Genomic DNA, 16,085 nt, shown 5'->3' on the forward strand with positions numbered 1-16,085 from the left:
AGCAAAAGCCAAGGGGCCAGATCGCGGGCGGTTTGGTCAGACGCCGGGCAGCGGCTTGCCGATGGTGATGGCCTGCGGGGAAATCTCGGTGGTGTAGATCAGCCGTTCCACCCCTGCCGCCTGGGCCCGCTTGAAGGCTGCCGCATAGGTTGGGTCGATATCGGACGCCAGGGCGAAACGGCTGCAATCGGTGCGCTGTACCAGATAGAATATCACGGCGCGATAGCCTTGGTTGGCCATGTTTGCCAGCTCGTTCAGATGTTTGGTGCCTCGTGCCGTGACGCTGTCGGGAAATTCTGCCAGCCCCGGCTGGCGCGACAGGGTGACGCTTTTGACCTCGACATAGCAATCGGGCAGGCCGGGCTGGGACAGCAGGAAATCAATCCGGCTGTTGTCGCCATATTTCACTTCGGGGCGCACCGTCTTATAGGCGGCTAACGCGGGGATTTTGCCTGCCATCAGGGCGGCCTTCAGGGCACGATTAGGCACCGAGGTATCAACGCCGGTAAAATTCCCATCATCATGCTGCACCAACCGCCAGCCGTATTTCAGCTTTTTCTTTGGATCATCATTGGGTTCCAGCCAAACCACCATGCCCGGTTCGGCCAGCCCCATCATAGAGCCGGGGTTGGCGCAGTGGGCGGTGATTTCGCGACCATCCGCCAGGCGGCAATCGGCAAGAAAGCGTTTGTAGCGGCGCAGCAGGGTGGCGCGGATCAGGGGTGTGGTAAAGTCCATGCGCCTTTGGGTAACGCAGGCGGCGGGGATGTCAATCTATCACAGGAATCCCGTCAATAGGCCGGGCAGATCTGCACCCGACTCTTGCGGGCAATTGGGCGCAATTGTCGGATGGGACAGGATGGCGTCTTGCCCTCAAGGCAGGAGGAGCTATCCTGCAGAACAGGCCAGACTCAGAGCCGCAACATGGAGCGAACGAATGCCCAACCCCAGTGCAGCGATGCTGGTCATCGGAGATGAAATCCTGTCCGGGCGCACCCGCGATACCAATACGCATTTTCTCGCCACCGAACTGACCAAACAGGGCATCGACCTCAAGGAAGTGCGTGTGGTCAGCGACGAGGCATCGGCAATTGTTGCGGCAGTGCAGGCGCTTAGCGCTGGATACGATCACGTGTTCACCAGCGGCGGCATTGGACCCACCCATGATGATATTACTGCTGACTGTATCGCCCAGGCCTTTGAAGCGCATCTGGATGTGCGCGAGGATGCCCGCGCGATCCTTGCGGCCCATTATGCCAACTCTGGTCAGGAGTTGAACGCCGCCCGCCTGCGCATGGCGCGGATCCCTGACGGGGCGCTTCTTATTGACAATCCGGTATCTTCGGCGCCGGGGTTCAGCCTGGGCAATGTGCATGTGATGGCTGGGGTGCCAATGGTGTTTCAGGCCATGGTGGCCAGCGTGCTGCCAGGGCTGAGCGGCGGCGCACCGCTCTTGTCCCAAAGCCTGCGCCTGATGCGCGGAGAGGGCGATATCGCGGCCTTCCTGTCGGATTTGGCGGCGCGCCACAGCGACGTGTCGATTGGGTGCTATCCGTTTCAGCACAACGGGGCCTATGGTGCCAATGTGGTGATCCGGGGCCAGGAAGGCGCGGCGGTTGATGCCGCCATGAGCGAACTGGCACAGGAGATGGGGCTATGACCGATGGATCGGCTGATGTTGCCACAGATACCCTGACAGATCCCAAATACTACGAGGTGGTCGAGGCCACCTGGCCACCTGCGAGCAAACGCCGCCTGGGTCCGGTTACGCTGCGCGAAGGGCAGGGTGCCGGCAGCCGGGTTTCGGCCGCCAGCGTCGAGGGTACGGCCACCGAGGCCGAGATCACAGTGGCAGAACAGGCGATGCGCGCCATGGGGCAAAGCTGTCTTTTCATGATCGGCGATGGCCAGGCAGAGCTGGACGCGCAACTGGCGGCTCGCGGTTATGCGATCAAGGATCCGGTCAACCTCTGGACCTGCCCCGTTTCCCTATTGACGCAGGTTGAAATTCCCCGCGTCACCACCTTTGCGCTCTGGTCGCCGTTGGAAATCCAGCGCGAGATCTGGATCGCCGGCGGGATCGGCATGGAACGGCAGGCGGTGATGGAGCGGGTGTCCGGCCCCAAGGCTGCCTTGCTGGGACGCTATGATGACAAGCCGGCCGGCGCCGGGTTTGTTGCGGTGCATGATGGTGTGGCCATGGTGCATGCGCTGGAAATCCTGCCCCACCAGCGCCGCCGTGGCATGGGGGTCTGGATGATGCGTCAGGCCGGGTTCTGGGCTGCCGAGGTTGGCGCGCATGAAATGGCGGTGCTCTGCACCAAGGCCAATACCGGCGCAAACAAGCTCTACGCATCCCTCGGCATGACCTGCTGCGGACAGTATCACTATCGCCATTTGCCAACAGGAGAGTAATTGACCATGACTGAGGAAACCGCCCCCACCGCGCTGGATCTGCCACCGCTGGATCCGCTGCCTGCTGGCATGCAGAAATATTTCAATGTCTGCCAGGATAAGCTAGGCATGGTGCCCAATGTGCTGCGCGCCCATTCTTTTGATGAAAACAAACTGAATACATTCAGTGCGCTCTATAACGAGCTGATGCTGGGTGACAGTGCATTGAGCAAGCTGGAGCGCGAGATGATCGCTGTGGTGGTTTCGGCAGTAAATAGCTGTTTTTATTGTCTCGCAGCTCATGGTGCGGCGGTGCGCCAACTGTCTGGCGACCCCAAGCTGGGGGAAATGCTGGTGATGAATTACCGGGTGGCCCCGCTGGAAGCCCGGCAGCGGGCGATGCTGGATTTTGCCGTCAAGGTGACCAAGGCGAGCGCCGAGATCGAAGAAAGCGACCGCGCCGCCCTGCGCCAGGTTGGTTTCACGGATCGTGATATCTGGGACATTGCCAATGTGACCGGCTTTTATAATATGTCCAACCGGGTTGCCTCGGCCACGGGGATGGCGCCGAACGACGCCTATCACGCCCAGTCTAGATGACATATGGCCAGATCACGCCTGGCCAGATGGCACCGGGCCAAGCAAGCTCCGGCCCGTCAAAGCGACGCCCTGTCGACCTCGCGGCCCTTGCCCTAGCTGGTGTGCTGGGCGCAGGGCTTTGGCTGGCGGCATCCCCGGTGCTGGCACAGGGGGACGCGGCAGTGGCAGAGATGGATTTGCAACTGCCTGCGGGTGCCAGCCTCAGATCGCGGCGGGAAACGGCATTGGGCAGCTATGCCCTGCCGATTGGCCCCTATTCCGAACAGGGCATCCCGCAGCGCCTGGCCGAAGGACGAATTCTGCGGCGCAGTTGGCAGCTGGAGGGCGAAGCCACGGTGCTGCAGGTGCTGGATCTTTTGCGCAGCCAGTTGGTGGCGCAGGGCTACGAGATCCTGTTCCAATGCGCCGCGCGCCAGTGCGGCGGTTTTGATTTCCGCTTTGGCATCGAGGTGATGCCTGCCCCCGATATGGTGGTCAGCCTGTCGGATTATCACTTTTTGGCGGCGCAGATCCCGGACAGCCCCGAACCGCGGCTGGCGTCTCTTTTGGTGTCGCACAGTGGTGAGGCCAGCTATATTCAACTGATCGAACTTGGCCCGCCAACAGAACCACCGCTGACGGTTGCAGGCGCTGAACGACCCGCGCCCAAGGTGCCACTGCAGCTGCGGCAACAATTGTTGCAAGAGGGTCATGCGGTGCTGAAGGGGATGGCCTTTAATACCGGGGCGATTACCTTGGGGCAGGGCGCAGGCCCCAGCCTGGAGCGGTTGGTGGCATTCTTGACGGGCCAGCCAGAGGCCAAAATTCTGATTGTCGGCCATACCGATACGGTTGGCGGGTTGGCGGATAATGTCGCGCTATCGCAGCGCCGTGCGGCATCGGTGAAAGAAGCTCTGGTGCAGGAATACGGAATAGAGGCAGATCGCATCGAGGTCGCAGGTGCCGGCTATATGGCGCCTCTGGCCAGCAACCTTACGGTTGAGGGGCGCGAGATAAACCGCCGGGTCGAAGTGGTGCTGCTGTCTAGGTAGGCCCGGCCCGATTGCCCTTGCTGACAGCGACGGGCTGAACAAGCAACAGCCCCCGCCTGGGCAGGGGCTGTTGCATGCTGGGGGGGTGCCAAGGGAAACGTCAGATCCCGCCCAGCAATTTGGTTCTGATGTCGGCAAGTTATCTCGCCATCCGGGGCTTAGGTCGAATGGGACCAGTTCATGGCGTCCTTGTCGGCAAAGGCATGTGCCAGAAAATCAATGAAGGCGCGCACTTTGGGCTGGGTAAACTTTCCGGGTGGATAAACCGCATAGATGCCCTGGGTTTCCATTGGCAGGTTGGGCATGACGTCTTCGACCAATCCTTCTGCCATGGCTTCAGAGTAGAGATAGCTGGGAAGATAGGCGATGCCCAAACCGGAAATTGCCGCGTTCAGCAGGGATTGACCGTCATTCACCGATAGCCAGCCGGTGGTGCGCACCTGGCGTTTTTCGCCGGACGGCGCGGTGATCTTCCAGACATTGCCGCTGGACTGGTTGGAATAATGCAAGAGCTTGTGGCTGTTTAGATCGTCAATCTTTTGTGGGCGGCCAAAGCTCTCAAGATAGCTGGGCGATGCGATCATGCGCTTGTTGGTTTCGGTCAGCTTGCGCGCCTTCAGGGAACTGTCTTCCAGCTCGCCAATCCGCAGGGCCATGTCGAACCCTTCCGAGATCAGCTCGACATAGCGGTTGTTGAGAACCATGTTGACGGTGATATCGGGAAAATCACGCAGAAATTCAGACAGAACTGGCGACAGGTGATTGACGCCAAAATCGGTGGCCACTGAAATGCGCAGCAAACCAGAGGGGGCGGATTGCATGGAAGAAACCAGGGCGTCGGCCTCTCCGGCATCATTCAGCACCCGGCGGGCGCGATCATAATAGGCGAGACCAATTTCAGTCGGCGATACCCGGCGCGTGGTGCGGTTCAGCAGTCGTGCGCCCAACCGGGTTTCCAGGCTGGAGACATGTTTGGAAACGGCGGATTTGGAAATTCCCATCTTCTTTGCCGCATCCGTGAACCCGCCTTGGTCCACGACATTGGCAAAGGCCTCCATTTCGGTCAGTCGATCCATTTGCAGGGTCCTTGTTGTACGTTTACTGAACCTTGGTTTGGCGCTGAATTCTGGCAAGAACGCGGCAGAGGTGGGATAATTGCAGGGTTTTTGCCGGATCGTTTGCATTGTGGAAACGGTGGTGTCTGGCTGAGGGCCTCGGCAATATATAGCCTGCACAACAGCTTAGCTGTGCGCCAAGACATAATCAGACTGCGTGTTGTGCGTGATACGGGGACTGCGTAGATTAAAATGTGAACGAAAAGGTAGGAAGATTTGTCCTGCTGCGCCCGCAAAATAGGAAAAGATAACAGAATATATACCTGTCCCCGGCACAGTAATACCCAACTGGACACCATGTTCTCGGCATCAATTCTTGAGGGTAAGCTACAATGCATCGTTTCTCTTTGCGGACACAGATCTTTATTTTGGGGGGCATCTTTGTGGCAATGCTTTCTGCAATTGCAGCAACATCCTGGCTGGTTAGCAATCGTTTGACCGATAGCATCTATCAGTCCCGTCTGGTGGTGGCGCAACTCAAGAGCCTCGATGATATGAAAGAAGACATCGAACAGGGGTTGGCGGATCTGCTGGGGTATACCGGAGGTGATGCCAAGGGGCTTGCCGGGTTGCGTGGCAACATCGACGAGGTGATTGCGGAAGTCGCCGCCGCCGAAGGTCGTTTCGTCTCAGTCTCTATCGAGAGTGCAAGGCAGCCAGATATCTTTGACGCTGTGATGGCGCTGCAGCCCATTCTGGATGAGTTTGCAGTGACAACCGCACGGCTGGAACAGGCCGAACCAGAGGCCCGCCGGGATATTGCATATAGTGAGATTATTCCTGCGATCTCGTCGTTGCGTGATGGGGTTGATGTGCTGCAAGATACGATGGGGCAACGCAAGCAGCTGGTCGAGGATCAGATCACGGCTTCGATCGCGCGCAGCGAGGCGATCCAATTGGGGACCAGTCTGGCGGCGATGATTGGCTCTCTGGTCATGGCGCTGGTTTTTGGTCAGTTGCTCAGCCGTCCGGTGGTTGAGGCCACAAATGCGGTCAGCCGACTGGCTGAGGAAGACTATAGCAGCGAGATCGAAGATACCCATCGGCGCGATGAGTTGGGCGCAATTGCCCGCAATCTTGCCGCGCTGCGCGACAGGCTGGGCGAGGCACAGACCATCGAGGTGCGCAATCAGGAGGAAAACAAGCGTCGGGTAGAGCTGTTTCAGACCCTCAGCAGTGCTATGGCGCACCTGAAATCTGGCGATATGCAGCAGCGTATCACTGCAGGGGACTGGAGTGATTTGGGCGAGAGCTATGAGATGCTTTGCATTGATTTCAATGATTTGGCCAGCGCCATTGGGGGGTTGGTTGATGATCTGCGCACCAGCTCCAGTGCGGTAGACGAAAACGCACGTGGCCTGTCGACCATGTCGGATGAGATGTCACACCGGGCAGAAACCCAGGCCGCGACCCTGGAAGAATCCGCCGCTGCACTTGAACAACTGTCAGCCAGCGTCCAATCCGCTGCAGAACAGGCCCAGGCGGCAGATCAGCAGGCCGCCGAAGGACGCAGACGTGCCGAACAGGGCGGCGAGGTGATGCAACAGGCAATGCAGGCCATGAGCTCTATCGCTGAATCGTCGGAAAGCATCAGCAAGATCATTACCGTAATTGACGATATCGCCTTTCAAACCAGCCTTTTGGCGTTGAATGCTGGGGTAGAGGCCGCCCGCGCAGGTGAGGCTGGTCGCGGCTTTGCTGTTGTTGCCTCTGAAGTGCGCAGCCTGGCCCATTTGGCGGCTAAATCTGCCAGTGACATCAAGGGGTTGGTCACTAACAGTTCGACGCAAGTTGCCGAAGGCGAACGCCTGGTGCTGGCCACCAGTGAAACTCTGACTCAGATTGTCGAGAGTGTGACCAGCGTTTCTGGCTTGGTGTCTTCCATCGCGTCTTCTGCGACTGAACAGGCATCGGGACTGCGCGAAATCAACGTCGGGGTTGCCCAGCTGGACAAGGTCACCCAAGAGAATGCGGCCATGGTTCAAGATACCAGCAACGCCAGTCAGACGATGCAGAACGAAGCCTCGCGGCTGGCGGATCTGTTGCAGAAGTTTACTGGCGAATCAGGGGGCGAACAGGCCGAACGGCGGATCGCCTGATCTTGCCACCACTGGAAACAAAATGGGGGCACCGCGCCTGTATGCGGTGCCCCCACCTATTTTGCGGGGCTTGTTGTCCGCGTTACAGCGTGGCTGCCAGGCGGGTGCCCTGATTGATGGCGCGTTTGGCATCCAGCTCGGCAGCAACATCGGCGCCGCCGATGACATGGCAGGAAACCCCCTTGGCCTCTAGCGCATCCGCAAGGCTGCGGTCAGGCACCTGCCCGGCACAGAGCACAAAGGTTTCGGCGGCGATCACCGTGGGGTTTTCCCGCGCCTCGCCAAAGCTGACATGCAGGCCCTCGTCGTCGATGCGTTCATAGTTGACGCCGCCGACAAAGTTCACCCCCTTCATTTTCAGCGTTGCGCGGTGGATCCAGCCGGTGGTCTTGCCAAGCCCCTTGCCATGGGCCTGTTTCTTACGCTGCAACAGGGTGACTTCGCGGGCCGGGGCCTCGGGTTGAGGCCCTTCGGGGGCGAGGCCGGCGCGATGTTCTGCTGGGTCGGTAACGCCCCATTCCTTCATCCACAAGGGCAGGTCTTTGGTTGGGCTGGTGCCTTCGTGCAGCAGGTATTCGCTGACATCAAAACCAATGCCACCGGCACCAATCACAGCCACGGTTTTGCCGACAGGCTTTTTGTGGCGCAGCACGTCGATATAGCTCAGGACATTGGCTCGATCCTGTCCCGGAATGCCGGGGTCGCGTGGGATGACGCCGGTGGCGATGACCACCTCATCAAATCCGGTCAGATCATCAGCTGCAACGCTGTGGCCCAGTTTCAGGGTGATGCCTGCCTCGGCCACCATTGTGCAGTACCAATCGACAAATCCCCAGAATTCTTCCTTGCCAGGGACTTGTTTCGCCATGTTGAGCTGGCCGCCAATTTCATCTGCCCTGTCAAAGACGGTGACCCGGTGGCCGCGCTCGGCTGCGGCGAGGGCCGTGGACAGGCCTGCGGGGCCTGCGCCCACCACCGCCACGGATTTGGCCACATCGGCCTTGCCGATCACCAGTTCTGTTTCGTGGCAGGCCATAGGGTTCACCAGACAAGAGGTGAGCTTGCCGCCAAAGGTATGGTCGAGACAGGCCTGATTGCAGCCGATGCAGGGCGCAATCTGATTGCCTTTGCCCGCCTTTGCCTTGGCAACAAAATACGCGTCCGCCAGCATTGGCCGCGCCATGGAGACCATATCGGCACAGCCCGTTGCCAGTACCTCTTCGCCCACCTCTGGCGTGTTGATCCGGTTCGAGGTGATCACCGGGATGGAAACTTTGCCCATCAGCTTTTTTGTGACCCAGGCAAAGGCCGCGCGGGGAACGGATGTGGCGATAGTTGGAATGCGGGCCTCGTGCCAGCCAATCCCGGTGTTGATGATGGTGGCACCAGCCTTTTCTATCTCTTGTGCCAGCTGCACCACCTCATCATGGGTCGAGCCATTGGGCACCAGGTCGATCATCGACAGGCGATAAATGATAATGAAGTTGGTCCCAACCGCCTCGCGGGTGCGGCGCACCACCTCAATGGGCAGCCGCATGCGGTTTTCATAAGATCCGCCCCAGCGGTCGGTGCGCTTGTTGGTATGGGTAACCAGAAACTGGTTGAGAAAATAACCCTCGGAGCCCATGATCTCCACCCCGTCATAGCCCGCTTGCTGGGCAAGCACGGCAGCATTGACGATATCTGCGATCTGCTTTTCGATACCTTCTTCGTCCAGCTCATTGGGCGGGAAGGGGGATATTGGTGATTTCACCGGGCTGGGGGCGACGCATTTGGGACCGTAGGAATACCGGCCCGCATGTAGGATCTGCATGGCGATCTTGCCACCGGCCTCATGCACGCGTTTGGTGACAATGGCGTGGCTGGCGACCTCCTCGTCCGTGGTCATCATCGAGGCCCCAGGCAGGACCGAACCTTCAAGGTTGGGGCCAATGCCGCCGGTGACCATCAGCCCAACATCACCGCGCGCCCGTTCGGCATAGAACTCCGCCACCCGATTCCAGTCCTTGGTTTCTTCCAACCCCGTGTGCATAGAGCCCATCAACACACGGTTTTTCAGTGTGGTAAATCCAAGATCCAGCGGCGCCAGAAGATTTGGGTACGCAGTCATGACACTCTCCCTTGCAGTTGCGGTGAAATTGCCCTGTGGGAGGGCGCTTGTCACGCCTCAACGCGGCGTCACCCCCTTGCCTGCCCCAGCGACACCGGGTCTAAAGGGGCGAAATCACTTTCCCGCATCGGCACCTTCGAACGCCGCCCCTACCCAAGGACCCCCAAAATGACGCCGCAAGAGATCGCAAAGCTGCCCTATCGCCCCAATGTCGGCATCATGCTGATCAATGCCAAGAATGAGGTTTTTGTGGCGCAGCGCAAAGACCGATTTCAGGATGCCTGGCAAATGCCCCAAGGCGGAATTGACCGGGGCGAAGACGCCCGCCTTGCCGCCCTGCGCGAGCTTGAAGAAGAAACCGGCGTCAGTCCTGATCTGGTTGAAATAATTGCAGAAAGCGATGGGTGGCTGCCCTATGATCTGCCGCAGGATGTGGTGCCCAAATTCTGGGGTGGCAAATATCGCGGCCAGGAACAGAAATGGTATCTGATGCGGTTTCTTGGTCGTGACGAGCAGATCAATATCGAAACCGAGCATCCGGAATTTTCGGCTTGGTGCTGGCAGCCGGTGGATCAGCTGGTGGAAAAGATTGTTCCCTTCAAGCGCGAGGTCTATGCCCGTGTGGTTCAGGAATTTGAGGCGCATCTGTAAGCGCCCCATTTGCTTGTTTGCCCAATGATCGCGACAGAGGGGCAGGCGCCCTCTTATCTTTATGGGGCATTAGGGCTGCGGTGCGGTTTTGGCACGAAAGAGGCGTAGTTTCGTCTGCCCCAGCCAGAGGCTGAACAGGGTCAGCGCCGCGCCTGCGATTTGCAGCGGGGTCAGGCGTTCCGCCAGGATGACCCAGCCCAAGAGCACCGCCGACAGCGGGCTGAGCACCCCCAGCAGGGAGACCTTGGCAGGTTCAATCCGTGATAGGCCACGAAACCACAAGATATAGGTCAGCGCGCCACCAATCAGGCTCATGTAGGCCAAGCCGATTACATTGGCGCTGGTGAAACTGGGAATGGTGTCCAGCCCGAACAGGGCAAAGGGGATCAGCAGCAGCCCACCGGCGGTCAGCTGCCAGGCGGTAAAGGTAAGCGGTGGCACCGGCGGCTGCCATTTGCGGGTCAAGACCACCCCCGCCGCCATCGAGGCCGCGCCACCCAGCCCTGCCAGAATGCCCCAGAGATCAAGCGTTGCCGCCGGAGACAGCACCAGAAGCGCCACGCCGATAATGCTAAGGCCCGCAGCGAGCAACGCGGCGGGGCGGATGGGGGTGTTCAGCGCATAGGCCGAGAAAAACACCACCAGAAGCGGCTGCGCCGCGCCCAGTGTGGCGGCAACCCCGCCGGGCAGGCGATAGGCAGACACAAACAACAGCGTCCAGAACAGCGAAAAATTCAGCGCCCCCAGTACCAAGAGCCGGGGAACCCAGTTCAACGGTGGCAATTGACGCACCACAAGCAGCAGCAATAGCCCGGCGGGCAGCGCCCTCAGCAGCGCCACCAACAGTGGGGATTGGCCGGGCAACAGGCTGGTGGTGACGATGTAGCTGCTGCCCCAGATAGCCGGGGCAAGCGCGGTAAGGATGAGATCCAGTCGGGGCATCGGGTGTCTCCTGTGAGTTATCTTGATGTCGAGATAATGGATCTTATCTTGACGTCAAGATAAAATACACCCAAAGATCAAATATGGACCATGTAGATTTTATCACTGACCAATGGGCGCAAGAGCGGCCCGACCTGGATGTCAGCGCCATGGCGATCATCGGACGGGTGGCCCGGCTGTACCTTGCCTATCAAGAGGGGATGCAGGTGACCTTTGGCCGATTTGGTCTGAATGCGGCGAAATTTGATGTGCTGGCCACGCTGCGCCGCTCTGGGGCACCCTATCGGCTGTCACCTGGGGCTTTGCTGTCTGCAACGATGGTGGCCTCGGGGACCATGACCAACCGGATTGCCCGGCTAGAGGCCGACGGCCTGGTGCTGCGCCAGGTTAATCCGGGCGACAGTCGCAGTTTTCTGATCGAACTCAGCCCCGAGGGGCTAGCCCTGATTGATCAGGTGGTCGAAGAACATGTGGCCACGCAGGAGCGCCTGCTCGCGGGGATGTCACAGGTCGAACGCAGCAGTTTCAAAACTCTGCTGTCACGAGCGCTGGTTGCCGTGAATCAGGCTTGAGCTCTTGCCCATGTCGCCAGGGCGCAGCACAAGACTGGCGCGCGGCGCGCGCGGTCTGACCGCGTGCCGCTTGCCCACTCCCCACAGCGCTGGCTGTGGGCAGTTACAGAAGGCCAGCCTCGCGCAGGAGTGCGATCATATTGGTCTCTGGCCGTGGGCCGATGTGGCTGATGACTTCGGCGGCGCAGAGGTTGCCGATCTTGGCGCAGGTCTCCAGATCGCGCTCGGTCGCCATGCCAAACAGGAAACCAGCGGCAAATTGATCGCCCGCGCCAGTCGCATCCACAGGCACCACGGTTTTTACCGGCACATCCAGGCGCGTCTCGCCGTTGATCACAGTGACGCCATCGCCTGATCGGGTGCAGATCACCAGTGGGCAGATCGCGCTGGTCTTGGCCAGAGCCGTTTCCAGATCGTCGGTTTCAAACAGAGATTTGATTTCGTCTTGATTGCCGATGACAAAATCAAGATCGTGTTCGATCAGTTGCAGGAAATCTGCTCGGTGGCGTTCGACACAAAACGGATCCGAGATGGCAATGCCGGATTTGCCGCCGCTCTTGCGGCAATCGCGCGCCGCTTCCAAAAAGGCTGACTTGCCCTTGTCTTTGTCAAAGAGATAGCCTTCGAGGAACATGATCTGGGCGTTGCCCGCCACCGCATCGGGTACATCGGCGCTGCTCAACTCGGAAGAGATACCAAGATAGGTGTTCATCGACCGCTCACCATCGGGCGAGACAAAGATCATGGAGCGCGAGGTTGGCAGCTCTCCTCCGGTGACTGGTGGATTGACAAAATCGACACCCTCTTCGTTCATCGCATTGGCGTAGAAATGGCCCAGGGCATCGTCGTGTACCCGGCCAATAAAGGCCGCATCCAGGCCCAGGGATCCGGCGCCAGCGATGGTATTGGCGACGGATCCGCCTGGGGTCTGCACCCGGCCTTCCATCGCGCCATAAAGCACTTCGCCCCGCTCCCGCTCGATCAGCTGCATGATGCCTTTCTCGATGCCCATATGGGCCAAAAAGCTGTCATCGCTTTGCGAGATTACGTCGACAACCGCGTTGCCGATGCCAACGATTTGGTAGGTTTTCATAGGTTCTTGTCCTCATATTGACAGAGATCGCGGATCAGGCAGGTGCCGCAAAGCGGCTTGCGTGCTTTGCAGTGGTAGCGGCCGTGCAGGATCAGCCAATGATGTGCATGTTGCTGAAAGTCAGCGGGAATATTATCTTCGACGGCGCGTTCCACCGCATCGACGTCCTTGCCCGGCGCAATGCCGGACCGGTTGCCAACGCGAAAGATATGGGTGTCCACCGCCTGGGCAGGCTGGTGCCACCACATATTCAGCACCACATTGGCGGTCTTGCGGCCAACCCCCGGCAGCGACTGCAGTGCGGCACGCGAATTTGGCACCTCGCCGCCGTAGTTATCCACCAGGATCTGGCTAAGCTTGATTACGTTCTTGGCCTTTTGTCGAAACAGACCAATGGTTTTGATATGTTCGGTGACGCCGTCCAGCCCCAGATCCAGCATCTTCTGCGGGGTGTCTGCAATTTTGAACAGGGCACGGGTGGCTTTATTAACGCCAGCATCGGTTGCCTGCGCCGACAGGGCCACAGCCACCAGCAACGTATAGACATTGACATGCTCCAGCTCGCCCTTTGGCTCTGGTTCGGCTGCCTGAAATCGCGAGAATATCTCGCGGATGGTATGATAATCGAGTTGCTTTGCCATTGCGGGTCTTATTGCCTTTTGGCGCGGCCCTGCGCAAACAAAAAAGGCGTACAGGGTTTCGAACTCCTTGCCTTGCAGCGGTCTGGCCTGCGATTTTGTGCTTCGCGCAGGTTTCGGGTCGCCGGGGCGGGCGGCCAACCGCTATGCTGGGGCAGAGGGCGACAGGGGAAAGCAGATGACCATTCAGCCAAGCGAAGACAGCTATCACTATGGTGTGATGCGCCGCGCCATTGAGTTGATTGATGCCAGTGGCGATGACTTGCCCCTGGAAGAACTTGCGCGGCGCATGGGTATGAGTCCGGCGCATTTTCAGCGCCTGTTTTCGGCTTGGGTGGGGGTCTCTCCCAAACGCTATCAGCAATATCTGCGGCTGGGCCATGCCAAGACCCTGCTGCGCGAACGCTTTTCCACCCTTGATACGGCCCATGCGGTTGGGCTGTCGGGATCTGGCCGGTTGCACGATCTGTTCCTGCGCTGGGAAGCCATGAGCCCGGGCGAATACGCCCGCAAAGGCGCCGGGCTGGAGATCCTGTGGGGCTGGTTTGACAGCCCCTTTGGGCTGGCCCTGGTGATGGGCACTGACAAGGGCATCTGTGGTCTTGGTTTTGCGGCGGAAACCGGGGCAGAGCCAACCCTGGCGGATCTGCGAGGGCGCTGGCCGCAGGCCCGCTTTGTCGAAGACCCAACCGCGCTGCGCCCGCTGGTGGATACTGCCTTTGCCCAGAAGGGCGAAACCAAGCTGCATTTGATTGGCGCGCCGCTGCAGATCAAGGTTTGGGAGGCGCTGCTGTCAATCCCCGATGGCCATGTTACCAGTTATTCGGAAATTGCCAGATCCATTGGCTCCCCCAAAGCCGTGCGCGCCGTTGGCACCGCCGTTGGCCGTAATCCGGTCAGCTGGTTGATCCCCTGCCATCGCGCTCTGAAGAAATCCGGTGAACTGGGCGGCTATCATTGGGGGCAGCCAGTGAAACGCGCGATACTGGCCTATGAAAGCGCCCGCAGTGAGGATCCAGCCCGTTCCCGCATGCCCGAGCAAAGCTGAAAGCGCGGCGCTTGCGCAGGTTTCCGCCCAGAGTCCCGCTAGGGTGGTTGAGCCAATTGCCACCAGGCATGATATAATGGCGAGATGGCGCAAACCCTGTGTCAATTGAGCAGAAAAATAGGTATCGAAATGACCATTTTGAAAATTTCCAGCGCGGGCCTTCTGGCCGTGACCCTTGGGCTCTCGGCTTGCACCGATACGGGCGATATCCGCCAGCCCGGCAATAAAGAGCGCAACGGCCTGATCGCTGGGGCGCTTGTGGGGGCCGGTCTTGCCGGGATTTCCAATTCCAGCAACAAGGGCGCGGCTGTGGCAGGCGGTGCTGTCGCCGGGGCGCTGGTTGGTGGCCTGATCGGCAATCAGCTGGACAAACAAGAGGCAGAGCTGCGCCAGAACCTGTCCAACTCTGGCATCACCATCGTTAATACCGGCGATCGGCTGATCGTTTCCCTGCCCAATGATCTGACCTTTGCCACCGATAGTGCGGCCATTTCCCCCGCCGTTCAGGGCGATCTGCGTCAGGTCTCGCAGAGCCTGGTGAAATATCCCAACAGCGCGGTGCAGGTGATCGGCCATACCGATAGCGACGGCGACGCAACCTATAACCAAGCCCTGTCAGAGCGGCGGGCAAATACGGTGGCCGATCAGGTGCAGGCGGGCGGCGTGCCCTATAACCGGCTGCAGATCTTTGGCCGTGGCGAAGAGCAGCCGGTGGCCAGCAATCTGACGGCCGAGGGCAAGGCGCAGAACCGCCGGGTTGAAATCGTCATTGTCCCCACCTCCGGGTGAACCCACGCCTTTGGGCGAGGGGCTGAAGACCCAAGAGAAGGGTCGCATGTGATGCGGCCCTTTTTCTTTGCCCGTTCGGCAGTTGCGCAGGTGCTGCCCGACGCTAAGATGGCTTCATGACAGACAAACAAGCCCCCGCCGCGCCGCCAGGCGCCGAAGCCTTGCCAGGGACGGCGCAGGTCATGCGCGCCTGTGACGTGATGGATCCAGCCCGCGCCGCCGCATTGCAGGTGGCACTGGGCCTGACGCCGGACATCACATCCGGATCCGCGCTGCCGCCGTTCTTTCATCAACTGTATTTCTGGACCCCCGTCCCGCCAGAGCAACTGGGCAGGGACGGGCATCCGGGGCGCGGTGCATCTGGGTTGATCCCGGACCTTGGCCTGCCCCGGCGTATGTGGGCAGGGGGGCGCTTGCGTTTTGAACGCCCGCTTCTGGCCGGACAAGAGGCGGAAAAGCGCTCTTGCGTTGAACACGCAGGGCGCAAACAGGGGCGCACTGGCCCGCTGGGTTTTGTCACGCTGCGGCATGAGATCTGGCAGGCAGGGGCACTGTCTGTGCAGGAATGGCACGATCTTGTCTACCGCGAAGACCCGGATCCATCCGCTGCCAAACCAGCCCCACCGCAGGCCCGTGCCGATGAAGAGGTGGCCCGCTGCGTGCAGTTCAGCTCGACCCTGTTGTTTCGCTATTCAGCGCTGACCTTCAATGGCCACCGGATTCATTACGATCAGGACTATGCCCGCGATGTAGAAGGCTATGCCGGATTGGTGGTGCATGGTCCGCTTTTGGCGCAGCAGTTGATGCTCTTGGCAGAAGATCTGATGGGTCCACTGGCAGAGTTTTCGTTCCGTGCCACCGCGCCGTTGATGCATTTCGAAGAGGCGAGCCTGTGCTGCAATGGGACAGATCTGTGGGTGCGGGCGCCGGATGGGCGCCAATGCATGCAGGCCAGCGCGATTCCGGCCAGCGCGGTTTTGGCCGGAGCCGCTGGATAAGGCCG

At 59.8% G+C, this 16,085-nt stretch carries 16 protein-coding genes; 10 read left to right on the plus strand and 6 right to left on the minus strand.

What is annotated here, in order from left to right; translation table 11 throughout:
* Positions 1-36: 36 nt before the first annotated feature.
* Positions 37-738 carry a DNA/RNA nuclease SfsA gene (gene sfsA, locus LRK71_RS09280; RefSeq protein WP_232402850.1) on the minus strand — a complete coding sequence of 234 codons (702 nt, stop codon included), beginning with the start codon at positions 736-738 and terminating at the stop codon, positions 37-39.
* A 199-nt stretch (positions 739-937) separates the two neighbouring features.
* Between sfsA and LRK71_RS09285 the strand changes: the two genes are divergently transcribed.
* The 4 genes from LRK71_RS09285 to LRK71_RS09300 are packed head-to-tail and all read left to right on the plus strand — an operon-like array spanning position 938 to position 4,025.
* Complete coding sequence (locus tag LRK71_RS09285; RefSeq protein ID WP_232402851.1) at positions 938-1,660, plus strand: competence/damage-inducible protein A; 723 nt, start codon at positions 938-940, stop codon at positions 1,658-1,660.
* Complete coding sequence (locus LRK71_RS09290) at positions 1,657-2,415, plus strand: GNAT family N-acetyltransferase (RefSeq protein ID WP_232402852.1); 759 nt, start codon at positions 1,657-1,659, stop codon at positions 2,413-2,415. Before LRK71_RS09285 ends, LRK71_RS09290 begins: the two co-directional genes overlap by 4 nt.
* Before the next feature lie 6 nt (positions 2,416-2,421).
* Complete coding sequence (locus tag LRK71_RS09295) at positions 2,422-2,994, plus strand: peroxidase-related enzyme (RefSeq protein WP_232402853.1); 573 nt, start codon at positions 2,422-2,424, stop codon at positions 2,992-2,994.
* Complete coding sequence (locus LRK71_RS09300) at positions 2,991-4,025, plus strand: OmpA family protein (RefSeq protein ID WP_232402854.1); 1,035 nt, start codon at positions 2,991-2,993, stop codon at positions 4,023-4,025. Before LRK71_RS09295 ends, LRK71_RS09300 begins: the two co-directional genes overlap by 4 nt.
* Before the next feature lie 158 nt (positions 4,026-4,183).
* Here the strand turns inward: LRK71_RS09300 and LRK71_RS09305 are convergent, their stop codons facing one another.
* Positions 4,184-5,101 (minus strand): LysR family transcriptional regulator, encoded by a 918-nt coding sequence (locus LRK71_RS09305; protein WP_232402856.1) that lies wholly within the window; start codon positions 5,099-5,101, stop codon positions 4,184-4,186.
* Positions 5,102-5,472: 371 nt separating this feature from the next.
* Between LRK71_RS09305 and LRK71_RS09310 the strand changes: the two genes are divergently transcribed.
* Positions 5,473-7,239: a methyl-accepting chemotaxis protein gene (locus LRK71_RS09310; RefSeq protein WP_232402858.1), complete on the plus strand. Its 1,767-nt coding sequence runs from the start codon at positions 5,473-5,475 to the stop codon at positions 7,237-7,239.
* A gap of 82 nt (positions 7,240-7,321) precedes the next feature.
* On the opposite strand, the gene LRK71_RS09315 is transcribed toward LRK71_RS09310, so the two are convergent.
* Positions 7,322-9,349 (minus strand): NADPH-dependent 2,4-dienoyl-CoA reductase, encoded by a 2,028-nt coding sequence (locus LRK71_RS09315; RefSeq protein WP_232402859.1) that lies wholly within the window; start codon positions 9,347-9,349, stop codon positions 7,322-7,324.
* 168 nt (positions 9,350-9,517) lie between these two features.
* Here LRK71_RS09315 and LRK71_RS09320 point away from each other — a divergent pair, with 168 nt between their 5' ends.
* Complete coding sequence (locus tag LRK71_RS09320; protein ID WP_232402860.1) at positions 9,518-10,000, plus strand: RNA pyrophosphohydrolase; 483 nt, start codon at positions 9,518-9,520, stop codon at positions 9,998-10,000.
* A gap of 69 nt (positions 10,001-10,069) precedes the next feature.
* Here LRK71_RS09320 and LRK71_RS09325 read toward each other — a convergent pair whose 3' ends face one another.
* The gene (locus LRK71_RS09325) at positions 10,070-10,942 is read right to left on the minus strand and encodes an EamA family transporter (protein ID WP_232402861.1); all 873 of its coding nucleotides are present in this window, start codon (positions 10,940-10,942) and stop codon (positions 10,070-10,072) included.
* 83 nt (positions 10,943-11,025) lie between these two features.
* Here LRK71_RS09325 and LRK71_RS09330 point away from each other — a divergent pair, with 83 nt between their 5' ends.
* Positions 11,026-11,514: a MarR family winged helix-turn-helix transcriptional regulator gene (locus LRK71_RS09330; protein ID WP_232402862.1), complete on the plus strand. Its 489-nt coding sequence runs from the start codon at positions 11,026-11,028 to the stop codon at positions 11,512-11,514.
* A 103-nt stretch (positions 11,515-11,617) separates the two neighbouring features.
* Here LRK71_RS09330 and LRK71_RS09335 read toward each other — a convergent pair whose 3' ends face one another.
* Both LRK71_RS09335 and nth read right to left on the minus strand, forming a co-directional pair.
* A complete protein-coding gene (locus LRK71_RS09335) occupies positions 11,618-12,607 on the minus strand; it encodes an adenosine kinase (RefSeq protein WP_232402863.1) in 990 nt (329 codons plus the stop codon).
* Positions 12,604-13,248, minus strand: coding sequence for an endonuclease III (gene nth / locus LRK71_RS09340; RefSeq protein WP_232402864.1), 645 nt, complete (start codon positions 13,246-13,248; stop codon positions 12,604-12,606). The genes LRK71_RS09335 and nth overlap by 4 nt, the downstream gene beginning before the upstream one ends.
* Positions 13,249-13,423: 175 nt before the next feature.
* On the opposite strand from nth, the gene LRK71_RS09345 reads away from it, so the two are divergent.
* The 3 genes from LRK71_RS09345 (at position 13,424) to LRK71_RS09355 (ending at position 16,080) form a co-directional block, all read left to right on the plus strand.
* On the plus strand, positions 13,424-14,293 hold the full coding sequence (locus tag LRK71_RS09345; protein ID WP_232402865.1) for a bifunctional transcriptional activator/DNA repair enzyme AdaA: 870 nt from the start codon (positions 13,424-13,426) through the stop codon (positions 14,291-14,293).
* 129 nt (positions 14,294-14,422) lie between these two features.
* Positions 14,423-15,082, plus strand: a complete 660-nt coding sequence (locus LRK71_RS09350) for a YiaD family glycine zipper/OmpA-like lipoprotein (protein WP_232402866.1) — start codon at positions 14,423-14,425, stop codon at positions 15,080-15,082.
* Positions 15,083-15,264: 182 nt separating this feature from the next.
* Positions 15,265-16,080 carry an HTD2 family dehydratase gene (locus LRK71_RS09355; RefSeq protein ID WP_232403418.1) on the plus strand — a complete coding sequence of 272 codons (816 nt, stop codon included), beginning with the start codon at positions 15,265-15,267 and terminating at the stop codon, positions 16,078-16,080.
* Positions 16,081-16,085 lie beyond the last annotated feature (5 nt).

Source organism: Pseudophaeobacter flagellatus (assembly GCF_021228235.1).
GTDB lineage: Bacteria > Pseudomonadota > Alphaproteobacteria > Rhodobacterales > Rhodobacteraceae > Pseudophaeobacter > Pseudophaeobacter flagellatus.